Raw genomic sequence first — 18,974 nt, 5'->3', positions numbered from 1 at the left:
AATAATAATAATAATAATAATAATAATAATAATAATAGCTTAAGATGTTTCCCTATCTGTCGCGCATGCAAGAAGGTAATTGATTATTCTATACTTTTTCAAGGTTATTCGCTACAAAACAGGCAGGTTTATGGACATACAAAAAAAGAATAATAAAAACTTCGGGACTATCTCTACGCGCGCGTATAATTCATTAAGATAATGGATACAAAAAGACCCCCGTTTTATCGGACATATAAAAAAAAGGGAATAATACAACAACATAGGCGCCTGTTCGATCGTGTGTGTAACTCATTAAAACAACGGTAACAAATTAGGTTTTTACACATACAAAAAAAAGAAATAATAAAAACTTTGTTACTATCTGTTCGCGTGCGTGCACACCCATAGCTTTAATTATTTTACTTAATGTCTACACTAAACAAGATAGGTTTCTGAACATATAAAAAAAGGAACATTATAACATCATTGGTGTCTGTTTCGCGAACTTGGATCATTTTGATAAAACTTGATTAATCAAAAGTTTTTCAATGATAGAGAACTAAAGCAATGCAACTTTATGCTCATGTATTGAGATATTAACTAAGTTTGTATTTGACCTTAGTATTATAAAAACAAGAATATGAAAAAAATATTTGTACTATTATTATTATTATTATGCTTTTCGTGTGATCAAAAATATGAATATATCGAAGTTGTAAAAGAAAAGTCTTTATATACTGGAATCACAGAAGTTTTAGAAAAAAGTGAAACCATGAAATCAAAGAATGATTCAACTGCTTATTTTCGTGCCTATCTTAGATTTTATACTTCTAAAAAAATGTATAAAAAAAACAAAGAACAAAATGGAGAGAATAAAAATTTTGAACTTTTTTATAGTAAACCCATAAAGTTTAAATTATTAAACAAAAAAGGAGAAGATTTAGCCATCTCACCTTCTTATATAGATAGAGAACAAATAGAACACCGAATTAGAAAAATTGTTGATGGCATGTCTCATTTACAATAAAAAGCAAAAAGTTGAGTGAGTTCAATACACATAAAAAAAATATTAAAAATTACACTTCTCAGTATTGTTGGCTAAATGTTTACTTATAAAAAAATAACTAGCTAGGTGTTTTTAACGTGGAATCGGAGAGACCGAAACTCACTTCTTTGCCTTTTTCTGACCTTTGAAGTATTGATATTTCTTTTGCCGTATCGAGAGTTAAAGCGTATTCAATAAGAAGGATTCATCCTCCTTTTGAGTTATGGTCATTTTTGACCGCAACCTCTGAATAATCTGTACCGTTTTCAAAACCATACTCAAACCTTCATTCAACCAAAAAAGAAGATGCTATTAAATAACAGATAAAGGTTAGCTTTTAAAAAATGGTTGGCAAATAGTTGGCAAAAACAACCTTGCGTAAAATGAAAAGCCTTGAAAATCAAACGATTAACAAGGCTTTAAGTACTCAAGGCGGGAATCGAACCCGCACTCCGAAGAATCGGATTTTGAATCCGACGTGTCTACCAATTCCACCACTTGAGCAAATGGACTGCAAAAATATATATTTTTTTAATATTAATCATAAAAATACCTAGCAATATGCTTTTTAGGTTAAAATAAATCCATAAATTTGCAGCTCGTTAAAAGAAGCTCCTGTTTAGGTGCTCTAAAACAACAAGTTAACTATGCCAATCGTAATCACAGAAGCGAAAATTTTTGCGTGTACCCAAAGTAAAGTTTTAGGAGAAAAAATTGCTAAAGCCTTTGGTGCAGATTTAGGAAATGTTATTACATCAACTTACAGTGATGGTGAATTCCAGCCATCTTTTGAAGAATCTATTCGTGGTACAAGAATTTTCATTATTGGTTCTACCAATCCAGGACCTGAAAACCTAATGGAAATGCTCTTAATGATTGATGCTGCCAAACGTGCATCAGCAAGACATATTACCGCTGTGTTACCTTATTTTGGTTGGGCAAGACAAGACAGAAAAGATAAACCACGTGTACCAATTGCAGCAAAATTAGTTGCTAAAATGCTAGAAGCAGCAGGGGCAACACGTATTATCACAATGGATTTACATGCCGATCAAATTCAAGGTTTCTTTGAAAAACCTGTAGATCATTTATTTGCTTCAACAATATTTTTACCATACTTAAAGAGTTTGAATTTAGATAACTTAACTATTGCATCGCCAGATATGGGTGGTTCAAAACGTGCTTATGCTTATTCTAAAGCTTTATCTAGTGATGTAGTGATTTGTTACAAGCAACGAGCTAAAGCCAATATCATTTCTCACATGGAACTTATTGGTGATGTTACAGGTAAAAACGTTGTTTTAGTTGACGATATGGTAGATACCGCTGGAACACTAACCAAAGCAGCCGACCTAATGATGGAACGTGGTGCTTTAAGTGTTAGAGCCATTTGTACCCACCCGATTTTATCTGGAAAAGCATACGAGAATATTAACAATTCAAAATTAGAAGAGTTAATTGTTACCGATTCTATTCCTGTAAAACCATTAAGTGATAAAATTAGAGTATTAAGCTGTGCCGATTTATTTGCACAGGTTATGGAGAAGGTTCACAACAACCAATCGATCAGCTCAAATTTTGTGATGTAAACCGTTCTACTTCCGTAAAGGATCAAGAACGCAACAAAGAATTTTAATTTAATATATATAACAATGAAATCAATTACAATCGACGGATCTCAAAGAGAAAGCGTGGGCAAAAAAGCAACAAAAGCCTTACGTAATGCTGGTCAGGTTCCTTGCGTATTATACGGAGGAGATAAGCCAGTGCACTTTGCAGCACCAGAATTAGCCTTCTCTAAACTAGTATACACGCCTAATGCGCATACAGTTGTGATTAATTTAGACAATGGTGAAACTTTAAATGCTGTATTACAAGACATTCAATTTCACCCAGTAACAGACAAAATTTTACACATCGATTTCTATCAATTATTTGAAGATAAAGAAATCGCTTTAAATATTCCTGTACGTTTAGTAGGTAACTCTAGAGGTGTTAAAAACGGTGGTGTTTTAAGAAGAAACAACCGTAAATTACGTATTAAAGCACTTCCAGCTAACTTACCAGATTTTATCGAAATCGACATTACACCACTTAAAATTGGTGATAAAGTAGCTGTAGCTGATCTTACAAATGAAAAATATTCTTTCTTACATACAGACAACACTGTAGTTTGTCAAGTTAGAACATCTAGAACAGCAATCGCTGATGATGAAGACGAAGAAGAAGAAGGAGCAGCAGAAGGTGCTGAAGCAGCTGCTGAAGCAACTCAAGAATAAATTTTATTCTTCAATATATAAAAAGCATCCTGTCCCGATAACTATCGGGATTTAGGATGCTTTTTTATTTTTATAAAAAACGCAACTATGTGGTCATTTTTAGTCCGCTTTTTTAAAATAATACCAATTATGATTTAAAAGGCGCGCTAAATAATTTGGAATATATTGAATTCATATGAAATACAAAATCAAAACATAGCAGCGCTACGGTTTTATTTTTTATTGAAATATGTGTTTAATAGAAACAAATTATAGGGCTCATTTTAGGTTATAATTGGTATAAACCCCTTGTAGAGGAACAAAATCCTATGAAAAAATATTTAATCGTTGGCTTAGGAAATATTGGCCCTAAATATGAAAACACACGCCATAACATTGGTTTTAAGGTGCTCGATTTCTTTGCTGATAAAGAAAACCTCACTTTTGAAACTCAAAAATTAGGTGACGTGGCTACCTATAAATTAAAAGGACGAACCTTTATCTTTTTAAAACCCAACACCTTCATGAATTTAAGCGGAAAAGCGATTCTGTATTGGTTGACGAAAGAGAAAATTCCTTTGGAAAATTTACTGGTCATTACAGACGATTTAAACTTACCCTTCGGAAGTATTCGTGTTAAAACTAAAGGCAGTGATGGTGGACATAACGGATTAAAAGACACGCAAGACAAACTAAACACTTCTAAATACAACCGTTTTAGATTTGGTATTAGCGATGCTTTTAGCAAAGGACGCCAAGTAGATTACGTTTTAGGAGAATGGACCCCTGAAGAAAACGACAAACTTTCTGAACGCCTTGAAAAATCAATGGAACTTATTAAATCCTTTGGATTAGCTGGGATTAACAACACCATGAACAGCTTCAACGGAAAATAACCCTTCCTTCAGCTATCGAATTACAATTTTCTTAGTAAAGGTTTTTACACCATTGTTCACGTATAAAATATACATACCTGACAGTGCTTGCCTTAAACTTAAGGTTTCCTCTAAATTGGTAAGTCCCACTTTTGTTTCTTCATAGATCAAGCGGTTATTAATATCTAAAACTCGAATATGAATATCGTTATTTGAAGGGTTGTACATTTTCAGAATAAAATCACCTTCGCTCGGGTTTGGAAAAACCACCAAATTCTCATCTTTATTAGGGTTATCAGGATTATCTAAATTTGTTTCTGTGGTATTACAAATTTCAATAAACCAGGAGTTCAACGTTCCTGCATCTCCAGCTTCATAATCTCCCAAACGGATGGTCCAATCTCCCGATACATTTTCGCCATCAAATTGCGACAACAATTCATTTAAAGGTTCCCATGCTATACCTGCAGCTGAATTAAAACAATTATAGCGTTCAGCTTCATCGTCAAAAACTCCTAAGATATCTACCTCGCTGCTGCAGTCTTCATGATATTTTAATTTCACTTCAGTACCGCTCGGACTCACCACAGCAAATTCTAAATCGCCAATGTATTCATGGCTAATATTAACCCCAATATTAATATCCTCAATCGTTGCTGAATCCCCTACGTTTATCGTGTGACTTTGGGTAAAGGCTTTACCATTATCTGTAATTCCAATACCCAAATTAGAACTAGAAGCATAAGTTGTACAGTTCGTATCTACGGTATAATTTATAGAAAAATCATGACTGTTGATGCTGAAGAAATGATTATCAGTTGGAACCACCATAAGGCGACAATAAGGCGCTGGTGTTTCAGGAACCACTAAAGTATAAGCACCATTATTAGGTATGTTTGAAGCTAAAACTTCTGTATAGTTCATACCACCATCTACAGATAATAAAATATTAACATGCGAAGCCCCTTCTAGATTATTGGTACTATTTACACGCCAAGTCACGGTTTCTGTGGTGCCGCTAACCCAAGTAATCCCTTCTCTGTTTTGAGAGGTCACTTCAAAAGGCCCATAGCTCGCATTAAAAGTCACGCGCAAGTCATCATGATTATTTGCCCCGCCGCCTAATAGATTATCTCTAACGGTCAATCTAAAGTCTGCCGAACGCCCAACATTGGGAACTTTTTCCCATTGGCCTGAATTCAATCCAAATCTTAAATCAGATAAATTTGGAAAGTATCTGATATTATTTTCAACAGGTAAATACGAGCGAAACAATACCGCATCTGAACTAGATGAATTAGCATCAGGATAAGTGGTTGCTGCATTATTTTCATCAAACTGTTCCCAGGCATAGGTTAGCACATCACCATCAGGATCACTTGCAAGTCCCTCAAGTTTAAAGGCCGTACCAATAGGTAACACCAAATCTTCACCAGCATCAACACTGGGAGTTGTATTTCCCGTATCGGTCACTGTAGCACAAGTTGTTCCTTTTACAAAATCTGTAACCTGTTCAATAGAAATGGCATGAAAATAGGGATCACTATTTAATTGTAAATTATACGACCCTGTAATACCAGCATAGCCTAAAATAGTCGAACCACTCCCCGGTTCCATTTGCGAACCAAAACCTTCACCTTCATTGTGTGTCCAAGTATGAGTCGCTCCAAATTGATGTGCCACTTCATGCGCTACATAATTAATATCGAAATTAATACCATAAGGTGTTGCGCTGGTAGAATACCCAGCCCCCTTATGTGTTTTTGCTGTATAAGAGCCTCCGCTACTACAAACACAACCCAAACAACCCGAGTCGCCGGTACCGTTTCCGTTAGCATCATTGATACCCGCAAAAAGATGGCCGATATCATAATTGGCTTGACCAATTTCATTATCTAAAGTATTAGCCAATTGTTGATTATAATTCGCTAAACCCGTATAAGGATCTGTGTTAGCATTTAAATAAATAACCGCATCGTTTGATGGAATCAACTCTAAAGACACATTAAAATCATTTTCGAAAACCATATTAAGATTAGTTAGTGTCGCATTGATTGCCGCATTCACTGAAGCTAGAGTTCCTCCATTAGCTTGCGCATACTCACCGGTTACCGAAATAGCAATTCGGTATTTACGATGTTTACCGTCATCGGCATTTTTTGTTTCAAACGTTTTAGCAGTTTGTCCTAATTCAGCTTCCAAGCTAGCACAATTTAAAATAACGTTTTCAGTAAGATGCGATTTTGAAGTGACTAATATTTCATTGGGCTGATCTTTTACAGGTTGATAAACCAAGGTTTTTCCTCCGCCTAAAACCATGGCTGAAAGTCCGTGATCAGGCGATAAACTAAAGCGCATACGCACCGATGGACGCTCTAAACTATGTGCAATAAACGATTTATTTTCTGGATATTTAGCTTGTAAAGCTGGATGCATTACTGGAGATTCTAAAACTTCAAAACGCTCCATCTCCCCATTATTACGAGGAAAACTCAAGACTAATCGTGCCGTTTTTGTGACTGTTGACTTTTTAGAAACACTAGATAAAGTTTCAGACAAGGCATCATAGTCAAACTGATAATACACGCCTTTAGTTGGCGTTTTACTTAGCCCACTTTTCTGCAAGGTCTGACTCTCATTAACTTTAACAAAAAAATTAGCCTGTGCGAAGGCTGAAAATGCAAACAAAAGCATTGCAGTTGTTAAAACATAATGTAGTTTTGCTTTCATAAACAATTTAGGAGCTATTATTAACTTCAAATATAGCAAAACTATAAGTATTAAGTTTTAATTCGATACATGCGAAAAGTAAAAAATATAGAAACTTACAAATCTGTTGAACCTGCAGTAGTCACCATTGGCACCTTTGATGGCGTACATATTGGACATCAAAAGATCATAAAGCGCTTAATCAATACAGGGCATCAAGAGGGCTTAAAATCTGTAATTCTTACTTTTTTTCCGCATCCAAGAATGGTTTTACAAAAAGATGCCAACATCAAATTAATTAATACCATTGAAGAACGTCATGATATTTTAGACGCCCTAGGCCTAGATTATCTCATGATTAAAAAATTCACCCAAGATTTCTCTAGAATTTCTGCTGAAGATTTTGTTAAAGATATTTTAGTTGATAAAATTAATGCCAAAAAAGTGATTATTGGTTACGATCATCGTTTTGGAAGAAACCGAAATGCCGATATTAATGATTTGAAGGTTTTTGGAAAAACTTATGGTTTTGAAGTTGAAGAAATTTCGGCTCAAGACATTAATGATGTCTCAGTTAGCTCCACGAAAATTAGAAAAGCCTTAGACAACGGTGATATTACAAAAGCCAATGCTTTTCTAGGGTATAACTTTATGCTTTCGGGCGTGGTGAGTAAAGGTAAAGGTTTAGGCAAACAACTTAACTTCCCCACAGCAAACCTCAAGATTAACGAAGATTATAAAATAATTCCAAAGCGTGGTTCATACATTGTACAAACTAGAATTGATGGGCAAACTGTTTTTGGTATGATGAATATTGGTATCAATCCTACCGTAAACGGAAGCAAGCAAAGTATTGAAGTGCACTTTTTTGATTTCAACAAAGACCTTTACGACGACACTCTAAAAATTGAATTCTTACAACGTTTACGCGATGAAGAGAAATTTGATTCGGTTGAAGCTTTAACCGAACAACTTCAAAAAGATAAGACCACTGCTTTAGATTATATTTCTAAACACCATGTTGAATAAGTGGTTTTTTAAACATATTGACAATTCAGCCTTAATTGTTTTCCGAATCATTTTTGGGGCTTTATGTTTTTTAGAAGCTGCTGGCGCTATTTTCACAGGTTGGATAAGACGCACGCTTGTTGAACCCAATTTCACTTTTAATTTTATTGGATTTGAGTGGTTGCAACCGCTTCCCGGTGATGGCATGTACTATTACTATGCGGTTATGAGCTTTTTCGGATTGCTCATCATGGTAGGTTATAAATACCGCCTGAGCATGATCGCCTTCACGCTCATGTGGTCTGGCACCTATTTAATGCAAAAGTCCTCTTACAACAATCACTATTATTTATTGATGTTGCTTAGTGCGCTTATGATATTTCTTCCTGCTAACCGCTATGCCTCAGTTGATGCCAAAATTCACCCTGAAATTAAAAGCAATGCCATGCCTCAATGGTGTCGCATTGTGATTATTTTACAACTCTTTATTGTTTACACTTACGCTGCAAAGGCCAAATTGTATCCTGATTGGTTAAACACCAATGTTATGGAGACTTTAATGCGTGGTAAAAAGAATTATTTTCTTGTTGGTGAGCTTCTTCAGGAAAAATGGTTACAGTATTTTTTGGCTTATGGCGGTATTCTATTTGATGGTTTAATTGTTCCATTACTACTTTACAAACCCACACGAAAATATGCTTTTGCGGCTTCCATTGTGTTTCACTTATTCAACTCGTTTGTGTTTCAAATTGGAATTTTTCCGTATTTATCGCTGGCCTTTACCTTATTCTTTTTTCCTTCCGAAGTTATTCAGAAACTATTTCTTAAAAAGAAAACACATTATGATACTTGTGAAATCATCATTCCGAAGACCAGAAATCTTTTTGTAAGCGTATTTTTCATCTATTTCATCATACAAATTGCCTTACCGCTACGTCACCATTTTATCCCTGGCGATGTGCTGTGGACTGAAGAAGGCCATCGTCTATCATGGCGTATGATGTTGCGATCAAAAACCGCTAGAACTACTTACTGGATTGAAAACAAAGCCAATGGTAAACGTTTTAGACTTAAACTGCGTGAGCATTTAACTAAAAAACAAGTGCGTTCGGCAAGTGCTAAACCTGATGTTATTTGGCAATTTTCACAACGTTTAAAAGACCATTACAAAGCCAATGGCATGGACATTGCCGTGTACTTAGATTGTAAAGTGAGTGTTAACGGCAGACCTTACCAAACCCTTATTAACCCTGATATTGACATCGCTAGTGTGCCATGGCATGTTTTTAAACACAGTCCGTGGTTGATTCCTACTAAGTAATCGTAAAATTCGTGAATTGTTTCGGTTAGATTTCTTTGTAATTCCCTAAATTTGCCCTTAAATTTTATCACGACATGTTACAAGTTGCATTTATTAGAGAGAACAAAGAATTGGTAGTTGAACGCTTAGCAAAAAGAAACCTTAATGCGGTTCAACTGGTAGAAGATGTAGTTACTTTTGATGAAGACCGCAGACGTCTTCAAGCAGAATTAGACAACACCTTAGCTGAATCCAACACGCTTTCTAAAGAAATTGGTAACTTATTTAAATCAGGGCAAGTTGAAAAAGCTAACGAATTAAAAGCGAAAACCAGTCTATTAAAAGAAACGTCAAAAGACCTTTCTGACTTGCTGAACGCTAAATCGGAAGCCTTAAACGAATTGCTATATAAAATCCCGAATGTCCCAAATGAAATAGTACCACAAGGCGTTTCTGAAAACGATAATGAAGAGATTTTCAAAGCGGGAGAAGTACCAACTTTACACCAAGGCGCTTTACCTCACTGGGAATTAGCCAAAAAATACGATATCATTGATTTCGAATTAGGAAACAAAATTGCAGGTGCAGGTTTTCCGGTTTATAAAGGTAAAGGGGCCCGTTTACAACGTGCTTTAATTGCTTACTTTTTAGATAAAAACACTGCTGCCGGTTATACCGAATACCAACTACCTCATGTGGTAAACGAGGCTTCAGGTTTTGGTACTGGGCAATTGCCAGATAAAGAAGGGCAAATGTATCACATCACTGAAGACAACTTATATTTAATCCCAACTGCTGAAGTTCCTGGAACCAACATTTTTAGAGATGTAGTTTTGAATGAAAGTGAACTCCCTGTAACCATTACAGGATATACACCTTGTTTCCGTCGTGAAGCGGGAAGTTACGGTGCCCACGTTAGAGGATTAAACAGATTACACCAATTTGATAAAGTTGAAATTATTAGAGTGGAACACCCAAGCAAATCTTACGAAGCTCTTGATGGCATGGTTAGCCATGTAAAAGGGATTCTAGACGAACTTAAATTACCATACCGTATCTTACGTTTATGTGGTGGCGATTTAGGATTTACTTCAGCTTTAACCTATGACTTTGAATTGTTTTCAACCGCTCAAGACCGCTGGTTAGAAATTTCTTCGGTATCAAACTTTGAAACCTTTCAAGCCAATCGCTTAAAATTACGTTTTAAAAATAGCGATGGTAAAAATGAATTGGCACATACCTTAAACGGAAGTTCTTTAGCCTTACCTCGTGTTTTAGCTGGAATTATTGAAAACTATCAAACTGAAGATGGTATTGTTGTTCCAGAAATCTTACAACCTTATACCGGTTTTAAAATTATTGATTAGAACACCGTTCTTAACAAGATGTAAAATATTACAATTTAAATAGGGTTTTTTATATAAAATCGACAAACCACATATTTACTAAGTCGTTTAACGATAAATATGTGGTTTTTTTGCGTTTTACAAATTTATTCTCCAAGTTAGCGAGTATAATCCCCCAAAACTATCTAACATGAAAAACCTAATACGTCTTGGGCTATTAATTGCACTTATATATTTTGCAAGTCAAGTTTTGTCTCCAGATTTTGAATTTTTTAAAACGGAAACTAACACGAGCGCCTCTGTAAAAAAGAATGATTCAATAATAAATATCTTTTAATACCATAAATATAAAAAACAGTCTTCTTCAATAGAAAACTGAAGATTGTCCCCAATCGAGTGTTTAATTTAATAGTAGCAATACAAATTATTTTGATTGGTCTATGCCCGAATTTTATTCGGGCATTTTTTGTCATATTAGGAATTTATAGTGATGAAAAATGTTAAAATATCATTTTGAGCTATATTCTGCTTTCTAATATTAGATATTTATATATATTTGCGCCTCACAACCACTATTAAATCAATAACAATGAACAAACTAAAAGAAATTTTAGCAGACAAAGACAAACAATTTAACTACGGATTCTATACTGGTGCAATTTCAGGAATCCTGATGATGATGTACATCGTTTTAATGCAATAGTTAAACGGGGTATTATTTTGTCCAAAAAGCAGCGGTTTAAAAGATAAATTCTTTTAAACCGCTGCTTTTTTTTTATAACTATACTAAGCTAATCTTTAGAAAGTAATAAAGCCCATAAATTTCGTGTACTACATTTAGTATCTTTGCTTCCATGAAGCGTCTCCTCATTCTTTTCTTAATAATCGGCCATTCCTTATGGGCTCAAGAAGACATCTTAGCCAAGGAATACTATAAAAATGGTGACTATGAAAAAGCCCTAGTAGCCTATAAAAAGCTTTATGATACATCGCCTTCAAACATAAACTACATCAATCAAATTGTAAGCACGCAACAACAGTTAGAACAGTATACCGAAGCTAACACCTTTCTGGAATCCATTATGAAACGTGTGCAATACCCGGCTTTTAATGTAGAAATAGGCTATAATTACCAGCTTAGTGGCAACCAAGAAGCAGCCGAAGACTATTATCAAAAGGCCCTTGATGCCTTAGAGGCACGCCCAACACATGTATATGCAATCGCACGAGCTTTTCAAGCCCATTCTCTTCTAAACAAAGCGGCTACAGCCTATGAAAAGGCCATGGTTTTAAATCCGAATTTCAATTTTAGCGTGCAACTAGCTCAAATTTATGGAGAACAAGGCCAAATTGAAAAAATGTTTACCAGTTATATCAACTACGCCGAGTCTAATTCTTCAGTGCTTAGTGATGTTAAACGTGCCATAAGTGATTTCATTAGCGAAGACAAGACCAACGAAAACAATATTTTATTCAGAAAGATTCTGCTTAAAAAAATGCAGCAAGACCCCAAAACGCTCTGGAACTCAATTTTAAGCTGGTTATTCATTCAACAAAAAGAATACAACAAAGCGTTTATTCAAGAGAAAGCCATTTACAACAGAGAGCAACGTAATTTATATACTATTTTTGAGCTCGCCGAAATTGCTGCAAGCGAAAACGAAACAGAGTTAGCTAAAACCATCTATGATTATATTATTGAAACCACGAAAAGCAGCAACACCAAGCTTGAAGCTTATTACAATAGACTTGAACTGGATATTAAATTAAGTAATAAAAAAAACTATCCGCAGATCAAACAACGCTTTTTAGAACTTATATCTCAATATCCTAATGAAGGTAAAACCCTGGAATTACGTATTGCTTACGCCAATTTTTTAGCTTTTCATCTCAATGAAACCGATGAGGCTGTTGATTTTTTAGAAAACACCTTAAAAGCTCCATTAAACAAAATTGAACAAGCTCAGGTAAAACTTAAACTTGGTGATATCTTGGTTGTACAGGAAAAATTCAACAAAGCCCTAATTTACTATACCCAAATACAACGTAACCTAAAAAACAGTACGCTGTCTCAGGAAGCCCGATTTAAAGTAGCAAAAGCCAGCTATTATAAAGGGGACTTCAAATGGGCCGAATCACAACTTAAGATTTTAAAATCTTCTACCTCACAACTTACGGCCAATGATGCATTAGATTTAAAATTATTAATCACCGATAATAAGTATGAAGATTCGCTGCAAACCGCTTTAAAACTTTATGCCAAAGCTGATTTGTTAGCCTTTCAAAACAGAGATGGGGAGGCCATAATTCTGCTCGATAAAATTTTAGAAGATCACAAAACCGAGCCCATTATCGCTCAAACCTTATTCAAACAGGCCGAACTGTATGAAAAGGCAGCACAATATGAAAAAGCACGTGATAATTACCAAGCCATTATTGAAAATTACCGCGATGGTATTTTAATTGACGACGCTTATTTTCACCTCGCTCAAATTTACGAGTATCACCTCAAAGACACAGAAAAGGCTAAAGGTTTATATGAAAAAATCATTTTCAATCACGCCGATAGCATCTACTTTGTAGAGTCAAGAAAACACTTTAGAGCCTTACGTGGTGACGCCATAAATTAAGGGGTTCTAGACACACAAGAATTTATAAATAACGCAACAACTATTACACATGTACATATATAACGAAACGATGAATGTTGATGATGCCGTTCACGACGAATGGCTTATCTGGATTAAAGCACACATTCCAAAAGTGCTAGGCACAGGAAAATTTGAAAAAGCCACACTTACTAAAGTTATGGTGGAAGAAGAAATGGGCGGACAAACCTATTCGGTACAATACCGTTCTTACTCCCGTGAGGCTTTAGACGTCTTTTATCGTGATGACGCCGAAAAATTTCAGCTTGAAGCTTTAAAACAGTTTGGAGATAGAATGCTAACTTTTAAAACAGAACTACAAATCGTAAACGAGTTTACGGTAAACTTTAAATAGTGTAGCTTTGTACCCAAGCCATACAGGCTTTTTATTAATTATAAACCCGAATTCGTGGCAAACCATCAAAACCAGCATCAAGTAAAGGCTAAAAAGTATTTAGGACAGCATTTTTTAAATGATGAATCTGTTGCCGAACAAATTGCCGACACCCTAACCCTAAAGAACTACAAAACTGTTTTAGAGATAGGCCCAGGTATGGGCGTGCTTACCAAATATTTACTAAAAAAGGACTTGACGACTTATGTGGTTGAAATTGATACCGAATCAGTTGAATATTTACAAGCCAATTATCTTAACCTCGCACCACGTATTATTGAAAAAGACTTTTTAAAATACGATTTAAACGAGGTTTTCAAAGGTGAGCCTTTTGCCATTATAGGAAACTTTCCGTATAACATCTCAACGCAAATTGTTTTTAAAACATTAGAAATGCGTGATCAAATTCCGGAGTTTTCAGGCATGTTTCAAAAAGAAGTAGCCCAGCGTATTTGCTCTAAAGAAGGTAGTAAGGTTTACGGCATTCTTTCGGTTTTAACCCAAGCCTTTTACGATGCCGAATATTTATTTACGGTGCCGCCCAATGTGTTTAATCCGCCACCAAAAGTAGATTCGGGTGTTCTAAGACTCATCAGAAAAACAGATTACAGTTTACCTTGTGATGAAAAACTCTTTTTTAGAACCGTAAAAACAGCTTTTCAACAACGCCGAAAGACACTTCGTAACAGTTTAAAAACATTCGATTTGTCTGATAATTTAAAAGCAAACCCTATCTTTGGCAAACGACCAGAACAGTTAAGTGTAGAGGCTTTTATTGAGCTTACACAATTAATTGAAAAGGACGCATAAACCATAAAAAAAACTTTCCCTTTGGCAGAAGAAAACGAAAACATACCGTTTCAGCTCACCGATGAACTTATAGAGCAGGTAGAAGGTCTTGTTGAACAACAAAACAACAAAGAGCTACAAACTGTTTTAGACAACTTTCACTACGCTGATATCGCCGAAATTCTAGATGAATTGAATCTGGAAGACGCCATGTATGTGATCAAACTTCTGGATTCTGAAACCACTTCCGATATCATCATGGAATTGGATGAAGACAACCGTGAGAAAGTTTTAAAAAACCTTTCAGCTAAAGAAATTGCAGAAGAGGTTGAAGAACTTGATACCGATGATGCTGCCGATATTATTGCTGAACTTCCACTAGATCGTAGGCAAGAGGTTATTTCAAACATTGAAGACATTGAGCATCAAGCAGAAATTCGTGAGCTTTTAGCTTATGATGAAGATACTGCCGGTGGATTAATGGCGAAGGAGCTTGTTAAAGTTTATGAAACTTGGACGGTTGCTGGTTGTTTACGACGTATTCGCGGTCAAGCCGAAGAAGTCACTCGAGTACACTCGGTTTACGTGGTTGACAAACAAGATAAATTAGTTGGTCGCTTATCGCTAAAAGATCTTATTGTTGCAAAGAATGACCAAAAAATTGCAGACATCTATATTTCAAATGTAGATTATGTTAATGTGCATGAAGAAGCTGAAGAAGTTGTAAAAATCATGCAAAAATATGATTTGGAAGCCATTCCCGTAGTCGATGATAATTTCACCTTACTAGGGCGTATTACAATTGATGATATCGTAGATGTCATGAAGGAAGAAGCTGAAGAAGATTACCTCTTAGCTGCGGGTATTACCAGTGACGTAGAACATGATGATAGCATCTGGGAACTTACCAAAGCCCGATTACCTTGGCTTTTAATTGGTATGTTTGGCGGTATTGGAGCCGCTAGTATTATTAATGGGTTTAGTGATGCCATGCTAAAATTCCCAGCCTTATTAATGTTTATTCCTTTAATACAAGCCACAGCAGGAAATGTGGGTGTACAGTCTTCGGCAATCGTTGTTCAAGGACTCGCAAACAACAGCATTGATGGTAAAATATTTAGCCGATTACTTAAAGAATTTGCCTTAGGCTTAGTAAACGGAATAGCTATTGCAGCCATCGTATTAGTTATTAGCCATTTTGCTTTCCACACCACATATTTAGAATCTATAACCATTTGCGTAGCCTTAATTACAGTAATTATAATGGCTGCGTTAATAGGAACCTTCATTCCTATTTTCCTTGATAAAAGAGGTATAGATGCTGCCGTTGCTACAGGACCATTTATCACAACAAGCAATGATGTGTTTGGTATTTTTATTTATTTTTTAATTGCGAAACTTATTTTGGGATTTTAACCCTAACAAACTTCTACACGCCCCTAGTCTTGTAAAAAATCATCTTCAAATACATCCAAAGCAGAGCCTGTGGAGATAAGGACAGATGACATTATAGAAACAGAAGCAACCGACGCTAACGGTAAAATACTTTATTTGATTTTTAATAATACTAAAGGCAATGTTACCATAGATTTTGAGGGAGATATTGCCGTGTTAAAAAGCGAACGCACAGGTTCAGGGTTTTGGTATAAAAATAAGACGTACAACCTACGCGGAAAGGGCAATCATATGACCATGAAAAAAGATGGAGTGGTTGTTTTTGAGAATTAACATGCTCCCATATGAGGTTACCAATAAGTGTTTTTCACTTCTCTAATTAACTTCTGTAGGTACTAACACTTCATTACTTTATCAGTGTTCACTTTAAATGATATGTTATAAAAAGCACTTTTCACTGCTTTCTTAAAATGTAAAGCACTCTACTGTTTATATAGTAAGAATCGTGTTGTTTTTTTGGTAATTAGTTATTTAGGCTTATCTTTGGAAAACCAATTTGGTTAACCAGAACGATTTTCTGGATAAAACTAACAAAAGCTAAAGTAAAACCGCTTAAATGCTGTTAACTTAAGTTTTTACTAAACTAATTATTAAAATGAGTAAAATTACTTTTTATTTCCTGTTGCTGTTTTCAATATCAGCAATAGGTCAAGGGGTTACACACAACATTACTGACCCTGAACAACTAACAGCATTATCTGCAACCTTACAAGCTGGTGATATTGTTGTATTGGCGGATGGAACGTACACTTCAGATGCGCGAATTAAATTTTCACCCACCACAGGAACAACAGCTGAACCTATTACTTTTCGTCCTGAAACCCCAGGTGGTGTGATATTTACAAAAGGTTTAAAAATGAGTATTGGTGGAGATCACGTTATTGTTGATGGCTTCTACTGGAAAGGTGGTATTGGAGCTAGTAACTTTATTGAATTTAGAGATGGTTCCAGCTATGCTAATTATAGCACCATTCAAAATTGTGCTATTGATGGTTTAGTGGTTGACCCTGATGATGTTGCCGACAACATAGCTGATGGTTCAATTACGAAACACCGATGGATAGTATTATATGGTACTTATAATACAGTAATTAACTGTTCTTTTATGAATAAAAAGACCGCAGGTGCTTTAGTTTTAGCAGAAATGGAATATAATGCATCTCCAGATGATGGCACGACAAATACACGTTGTAATGTTGTAGGGCATACGATTAGCAATAATTACTTTTATAAGTATGAGAAGATGGATCCTACATTAAGTAACTCTGGAGATAGTGAAACAATTCGTATTGGTACCAGTGAATACCAAAATGTGAATAGTGAAGTTACCGTGAGTAATAATTATTTTGTAGAAGCTGATGGTGAAAATGAAATCATTACCAATAAAAGTAAAGGCAACATCTATACGAATAATACTTTTAGAAGATGTAGAGGATCTTTAGTGCTGCGTCATGGTTCTGGGGCTTTAGTGGATGGAAACTATTTCCTTGGAGAAAATGTTGAAGGCACTGGAGGTATTCGTATTGTAGATAGTGATCATACCATTACTAACAATTATATTCAAGATTGTATTAATGTAAATGAGCAGGCAAAATGGAATAACGGGATCACCTTTATAGGAGGTGGTGATAGCAATGCTGTAGACTGTAGTTCAACGAGTGTTTCAAATGGTTACCAAAAAACTGAAAGAATAAATGTAAGTAACAACTCAATAGTAAACACCAATGCACCATTATTTTATAATGAAGATAAAGGATCAAATGACCCAGGAGGAAGTGTTTTAAATAACTTGGTTTATTTTGCTTCAGGAAATGCTAATGTAACTGATGTACTAACAGGTGATTCTGTAGATGCATACAATGACATGGGTACAGGTTTAACTTATACCGGAAACGTTTATACGGGTACAAGTCTAGGAGGTACAAATGCTGGTTTTGCTGAAGATAACAGTATTACGGCTACTGCTAATGGCGAGATTTTTACATTCTCAGGTGATAAAGGTGCCGATATGGGGGCTTATCAACCAACAACTGATGATATGGTAGGTCATGAAATAGGAGCTTGTTTTTTAGATAATGCAGGTAATGTTATTATGGATGGTGACTGTACCATTCAAGTATTAGAATCTTTAACTGTAGGTGGATTATCTACTGTGGCTTACACTGCAGGGAGCTACGATGTTGATGTTAGTGCTAACGTAAGTTGGTCTGCAACAGTAAATGATAACTGGATTTCTGTTAGTCAGACATCTGGTACTGGAGATGCGACTATTTCTGTGACTGTAACAGAAAACACATTGAGTTCAGAGAGAACAGGAACCGTAACTTTTGAGCAAACTTCTGGAGATTCAGGTATTGTTAGAACACTTACAGTTTCTCAAGAAATGGCCGATCCTCGTGCTAACTTAAACTTAATTAACCCAACAGCTAACGATGTGTCTGTGTATTCATATACGAATCAAGAAGTAGATGCAAGTAAGAATAAAGACAATCAAGCGGTACATAGTTTAGATAAAAACTTCGGAACCTACTGGGCTAGTGATAGAACAAAAGATCCAGCGGGAAGTGGTAAATCTATTATTATTTACGATTTAGAAGGCACTTTTGATTTAGACTTGATTGATATCGCGACGTCTTCAGGAAAAACGTATAACCTGCAAATTTGGGTGTCAACTACAGGGGTTGATGATGCCGATTTTACCAATGTTTTTGGAGATATTGTAACGACTAGTGATGGTGATATGCAACCTTTTATTCCTTCTTCAACAATTTCAGGAGTTAAATATGTGAAAATTATTGGTGACGGACAGCCGGCAGGAAGTAATTATACATCTATTCATGAAATTGAATTTTATACAAGTCAGTCATTTTCAAATGATGAATTTGCAAAAGATGATGTGAAATTGTATCCAAATCCAGTAGCTCAAGGGGTGTTGTATTTAAGTAAACAAAACTTAGATCTTAGTGATTTAAGAATTTATGATATTTCGGGTAAAACCATTTTAAATGTAAAATTAAATTCTGCTGTACAAAAGGAATCTATTGATGTTTCTGCGATTTCTCAGGGTATTTATTTCGTTGAAGTAACTAACGGAAGAAGTAGCTTAGTTAATAAAATAGTTATTTCAAACTAGGTTTTAGTATTTATATTATGATATTTAGAAGA

General features: G+C 35.3%; 14 protein-coding genes and 1 tRNA gene. 13 read left to right on the top strand and 2 right to left on the bottom strand.

Going from position 1 to position 18,974, the window contains the following annotated elements; translation table 11 throughout:
- Positions 1-622: 622 nt before the first annotated feature.
- Positions 623-1,009, top strand: a complete 387-nt coding sequence (locus F6U93_RS07840; protein ID WP_150938540.1) for a hypothetical protein — start codon at positions 623-625, stop codon at positions 1,007-1,009.
- 442 nt (positions 1,010-1,451) lie between these two features.
- Here the strand turns inward: F6U93_RS07840 and F6U93_RS07830 are convergent.
- Positions 1,452-1,531, bottom strand: a tRNA-Leu gene (locus F6U93_RS07830).
- A 143-nt stretch (positions 1,532-1,674) separates the two neighbouring features.
- Between F6U93_RS07830 and F6U93_RS07825 the strand changes: the two genes are divergently transcribed.
- From F6U93_RS07825 to pth, 3 genes are all read left to right on the top strand, one after another.
- Positions 1,675-2,616 (top strand): ribose-phosphate pyrophosphokinase, encoded by a 942-nt coding sequence (locus tag F6U93_RS07825; RefSeq protein WP_150938538.1) that lies wholly within the window; start codon positions 1,675-1,677, stop codon positions 2,614-2,616.
- A gap of 63 nt (positions 2,617-2,679) precedes the next feature.
- Positions 2,680-3,306 carry a 50S ribosomal protein L25/general stress protein Ctc gene (locus F6U93_RS07820; RefSeq protein WP_150938536.1) on the top strand — a complete coding sequence of 209 codons (627 nt, stop codon included), beginning with the start codon at positions 2,680-2,682 and terminating at the stop codon, positions 3,304-3,306.
- 308 nt (positions 3,307-3,614) lie between these two features.
- Entirely contained in the window at positions 3,615-4,181 is a 567-nt protein-coding gene (pth, locus tag F6U93_RS07815) for an aminoacyl-tRNA hydrolase (RefSeq protein WP_150938534.1), read from the top strand.
- 12 nt (positions 4,182-4,193) lie between these two features.
- Here the strand turns inward: pth and F6U93_RS07810 are convergent, their stop codons facing one another.
- On the bottom strand, positions 4,194-6,890 hold the full coding sequence (locus F6U93_RS07810; protein ID WP_150938532.1) for a zinc-dependent metalloprotease: 2,697 nt from the start codon (positions 6,888-6,890) through the stop codon (positions 4,194-4,196).
- A 69-nt stretch (positions 6,891-6,959) separates the two neighbouring features.
- Here F6U93_RS07810 and F6U93_RS07805 point away from each other — a divergent pair, with 69 nt between their 5' ends.
- From F6U93_RS07805 to F6U93_RS07765, 9 genes are all read left to right on the top strand, one after another.
- On the top strand, positions 6,960-7,898 hold the full coding sequence (locus F6U93_RS07805) for a bifunctional riboflavin kinase/FAD synthetase (protein ID WP_150938530.1): 939 nt from the start codon (positions 6,960-6,962) through the stop codon (positions 7,896-7,898).
- Entirely contained in the window at positions 7,888-9,198 is a 1,311-nt protein-coding gene (locus tag F6U93_RS07800) for an HTTM domain-containing protein (RefSeq protein ID WP_150938528.1), read from the top strand. Before F6U93_RS07805 ends, F6U93_RS07800 begins: the two co-directional genes overlap by 11 nt.
- A 74-nt stretch (positions 9,199-9,272) precedes the next feature.
- The gene (serS, locus tag F6U93_RS07795; protein WP_150938526.1) at positions 9,273-10,544 is read left to right on the top strand and encodes a serine--tRNA ligase; all 1,272 of its coding nucleotides are present in this window, start codon (positions 9,273-9,275) and stop codon (positions 10,542-10,544) included.
- Between the two features lie 833 nt (positions 10,545-11,377).
- Entirely contained in the window at positions 11,378-13,153 is a 1,776-nt protein-coding gene (locus F6U93_RS07790) for a tetratricopeptide repeat protein (protein ID WP_150938523.1), read from the top strand.
- Positions 13,154-13,202: 49 nt separating this feature from the next.
- The gene (locus F6U93_RS07785) at positions 13,203-13,526 is read left to right on the top strand and encodes a DUF4286 family protein (protein WP_150938521.1); all 324 of its coding nucleotides are present in this window, start codon (positions 13,203-13,205) and stop codon (positions 13,524-13,526) included.
- A 54-nt stretch (positions 13,527-13,580) separates the two neighbouring features.
- On the top strand, positions 13,581-14,375 hold the full coding sequence (gene rsmA / locus F6U93_RS07780) for a 16S rRNA (adenine(1518)-N(6)/adenine(1519)-N(6))-dimethyltransferase RsmA (RefSeq protein WP_150938519.1): 795 nt from the start codon (positions 13,581-13,583) through the stop codon (positions 14,373-14,375).
- Between the two features lie 21 nt (positions 14,376-14,396).
- Positions 14,397-15,770 carry a magnesium transporter gene (gene mgtE, locus F6U93_RS07775; protein WP_150938516.1) on the top strand — a complete coding sequence of 458 codons (1,374 nt, stop codon included), beginning with the start codon at positions 14,397-14,399 and terminating at the stop codon, positions 15,768-15,770.
- Positions 15,771-15,839: 69 nt separating this feature from the next.
- Positions 15,840-16,082: an MliC family protein gene (locus F6U93_RS07770; RefSeq protein ID WP_150938514.1), complete on the top strand. Its 243-nt coding sequence runs from the start codon at positions 15,840-15,842 to the stop codon at positions 16,080-16,082.
- 322 nt (positions 16,083-16,404) lie between these two features.
- Positions 16,405-18,942: a chondroitinase-B domain-containing protein gene (locus F6U93_RS07765; protein ID WP_150938513.1), complete on the top strand. Its 2,538-nt coding sequence runs from the start codon at positions 16,405-16,407 to the stop codon at positions 18,940-18,942.
- The last annotated feature ends 32 nt before the right edge of the window (positions 18,943-18,974 follow it).

The sequence above is a fragment of the Pseudotamlana haliotis genome (assembly GCF_008806375.1).
Taxonomy (GTDB): domain Bacteria; phylum Bacteroidota; class Bacteroidia; order Flavobacteriales; family Flavobacteriaceae; genus Pseudotamlana; species Pseudotamlana haliotis.
The sequence above is the reverse complement of the archived record's forward strand: the minus strand, read 5'-3'. Positions and strand labels throughout refer to the sequence as shown.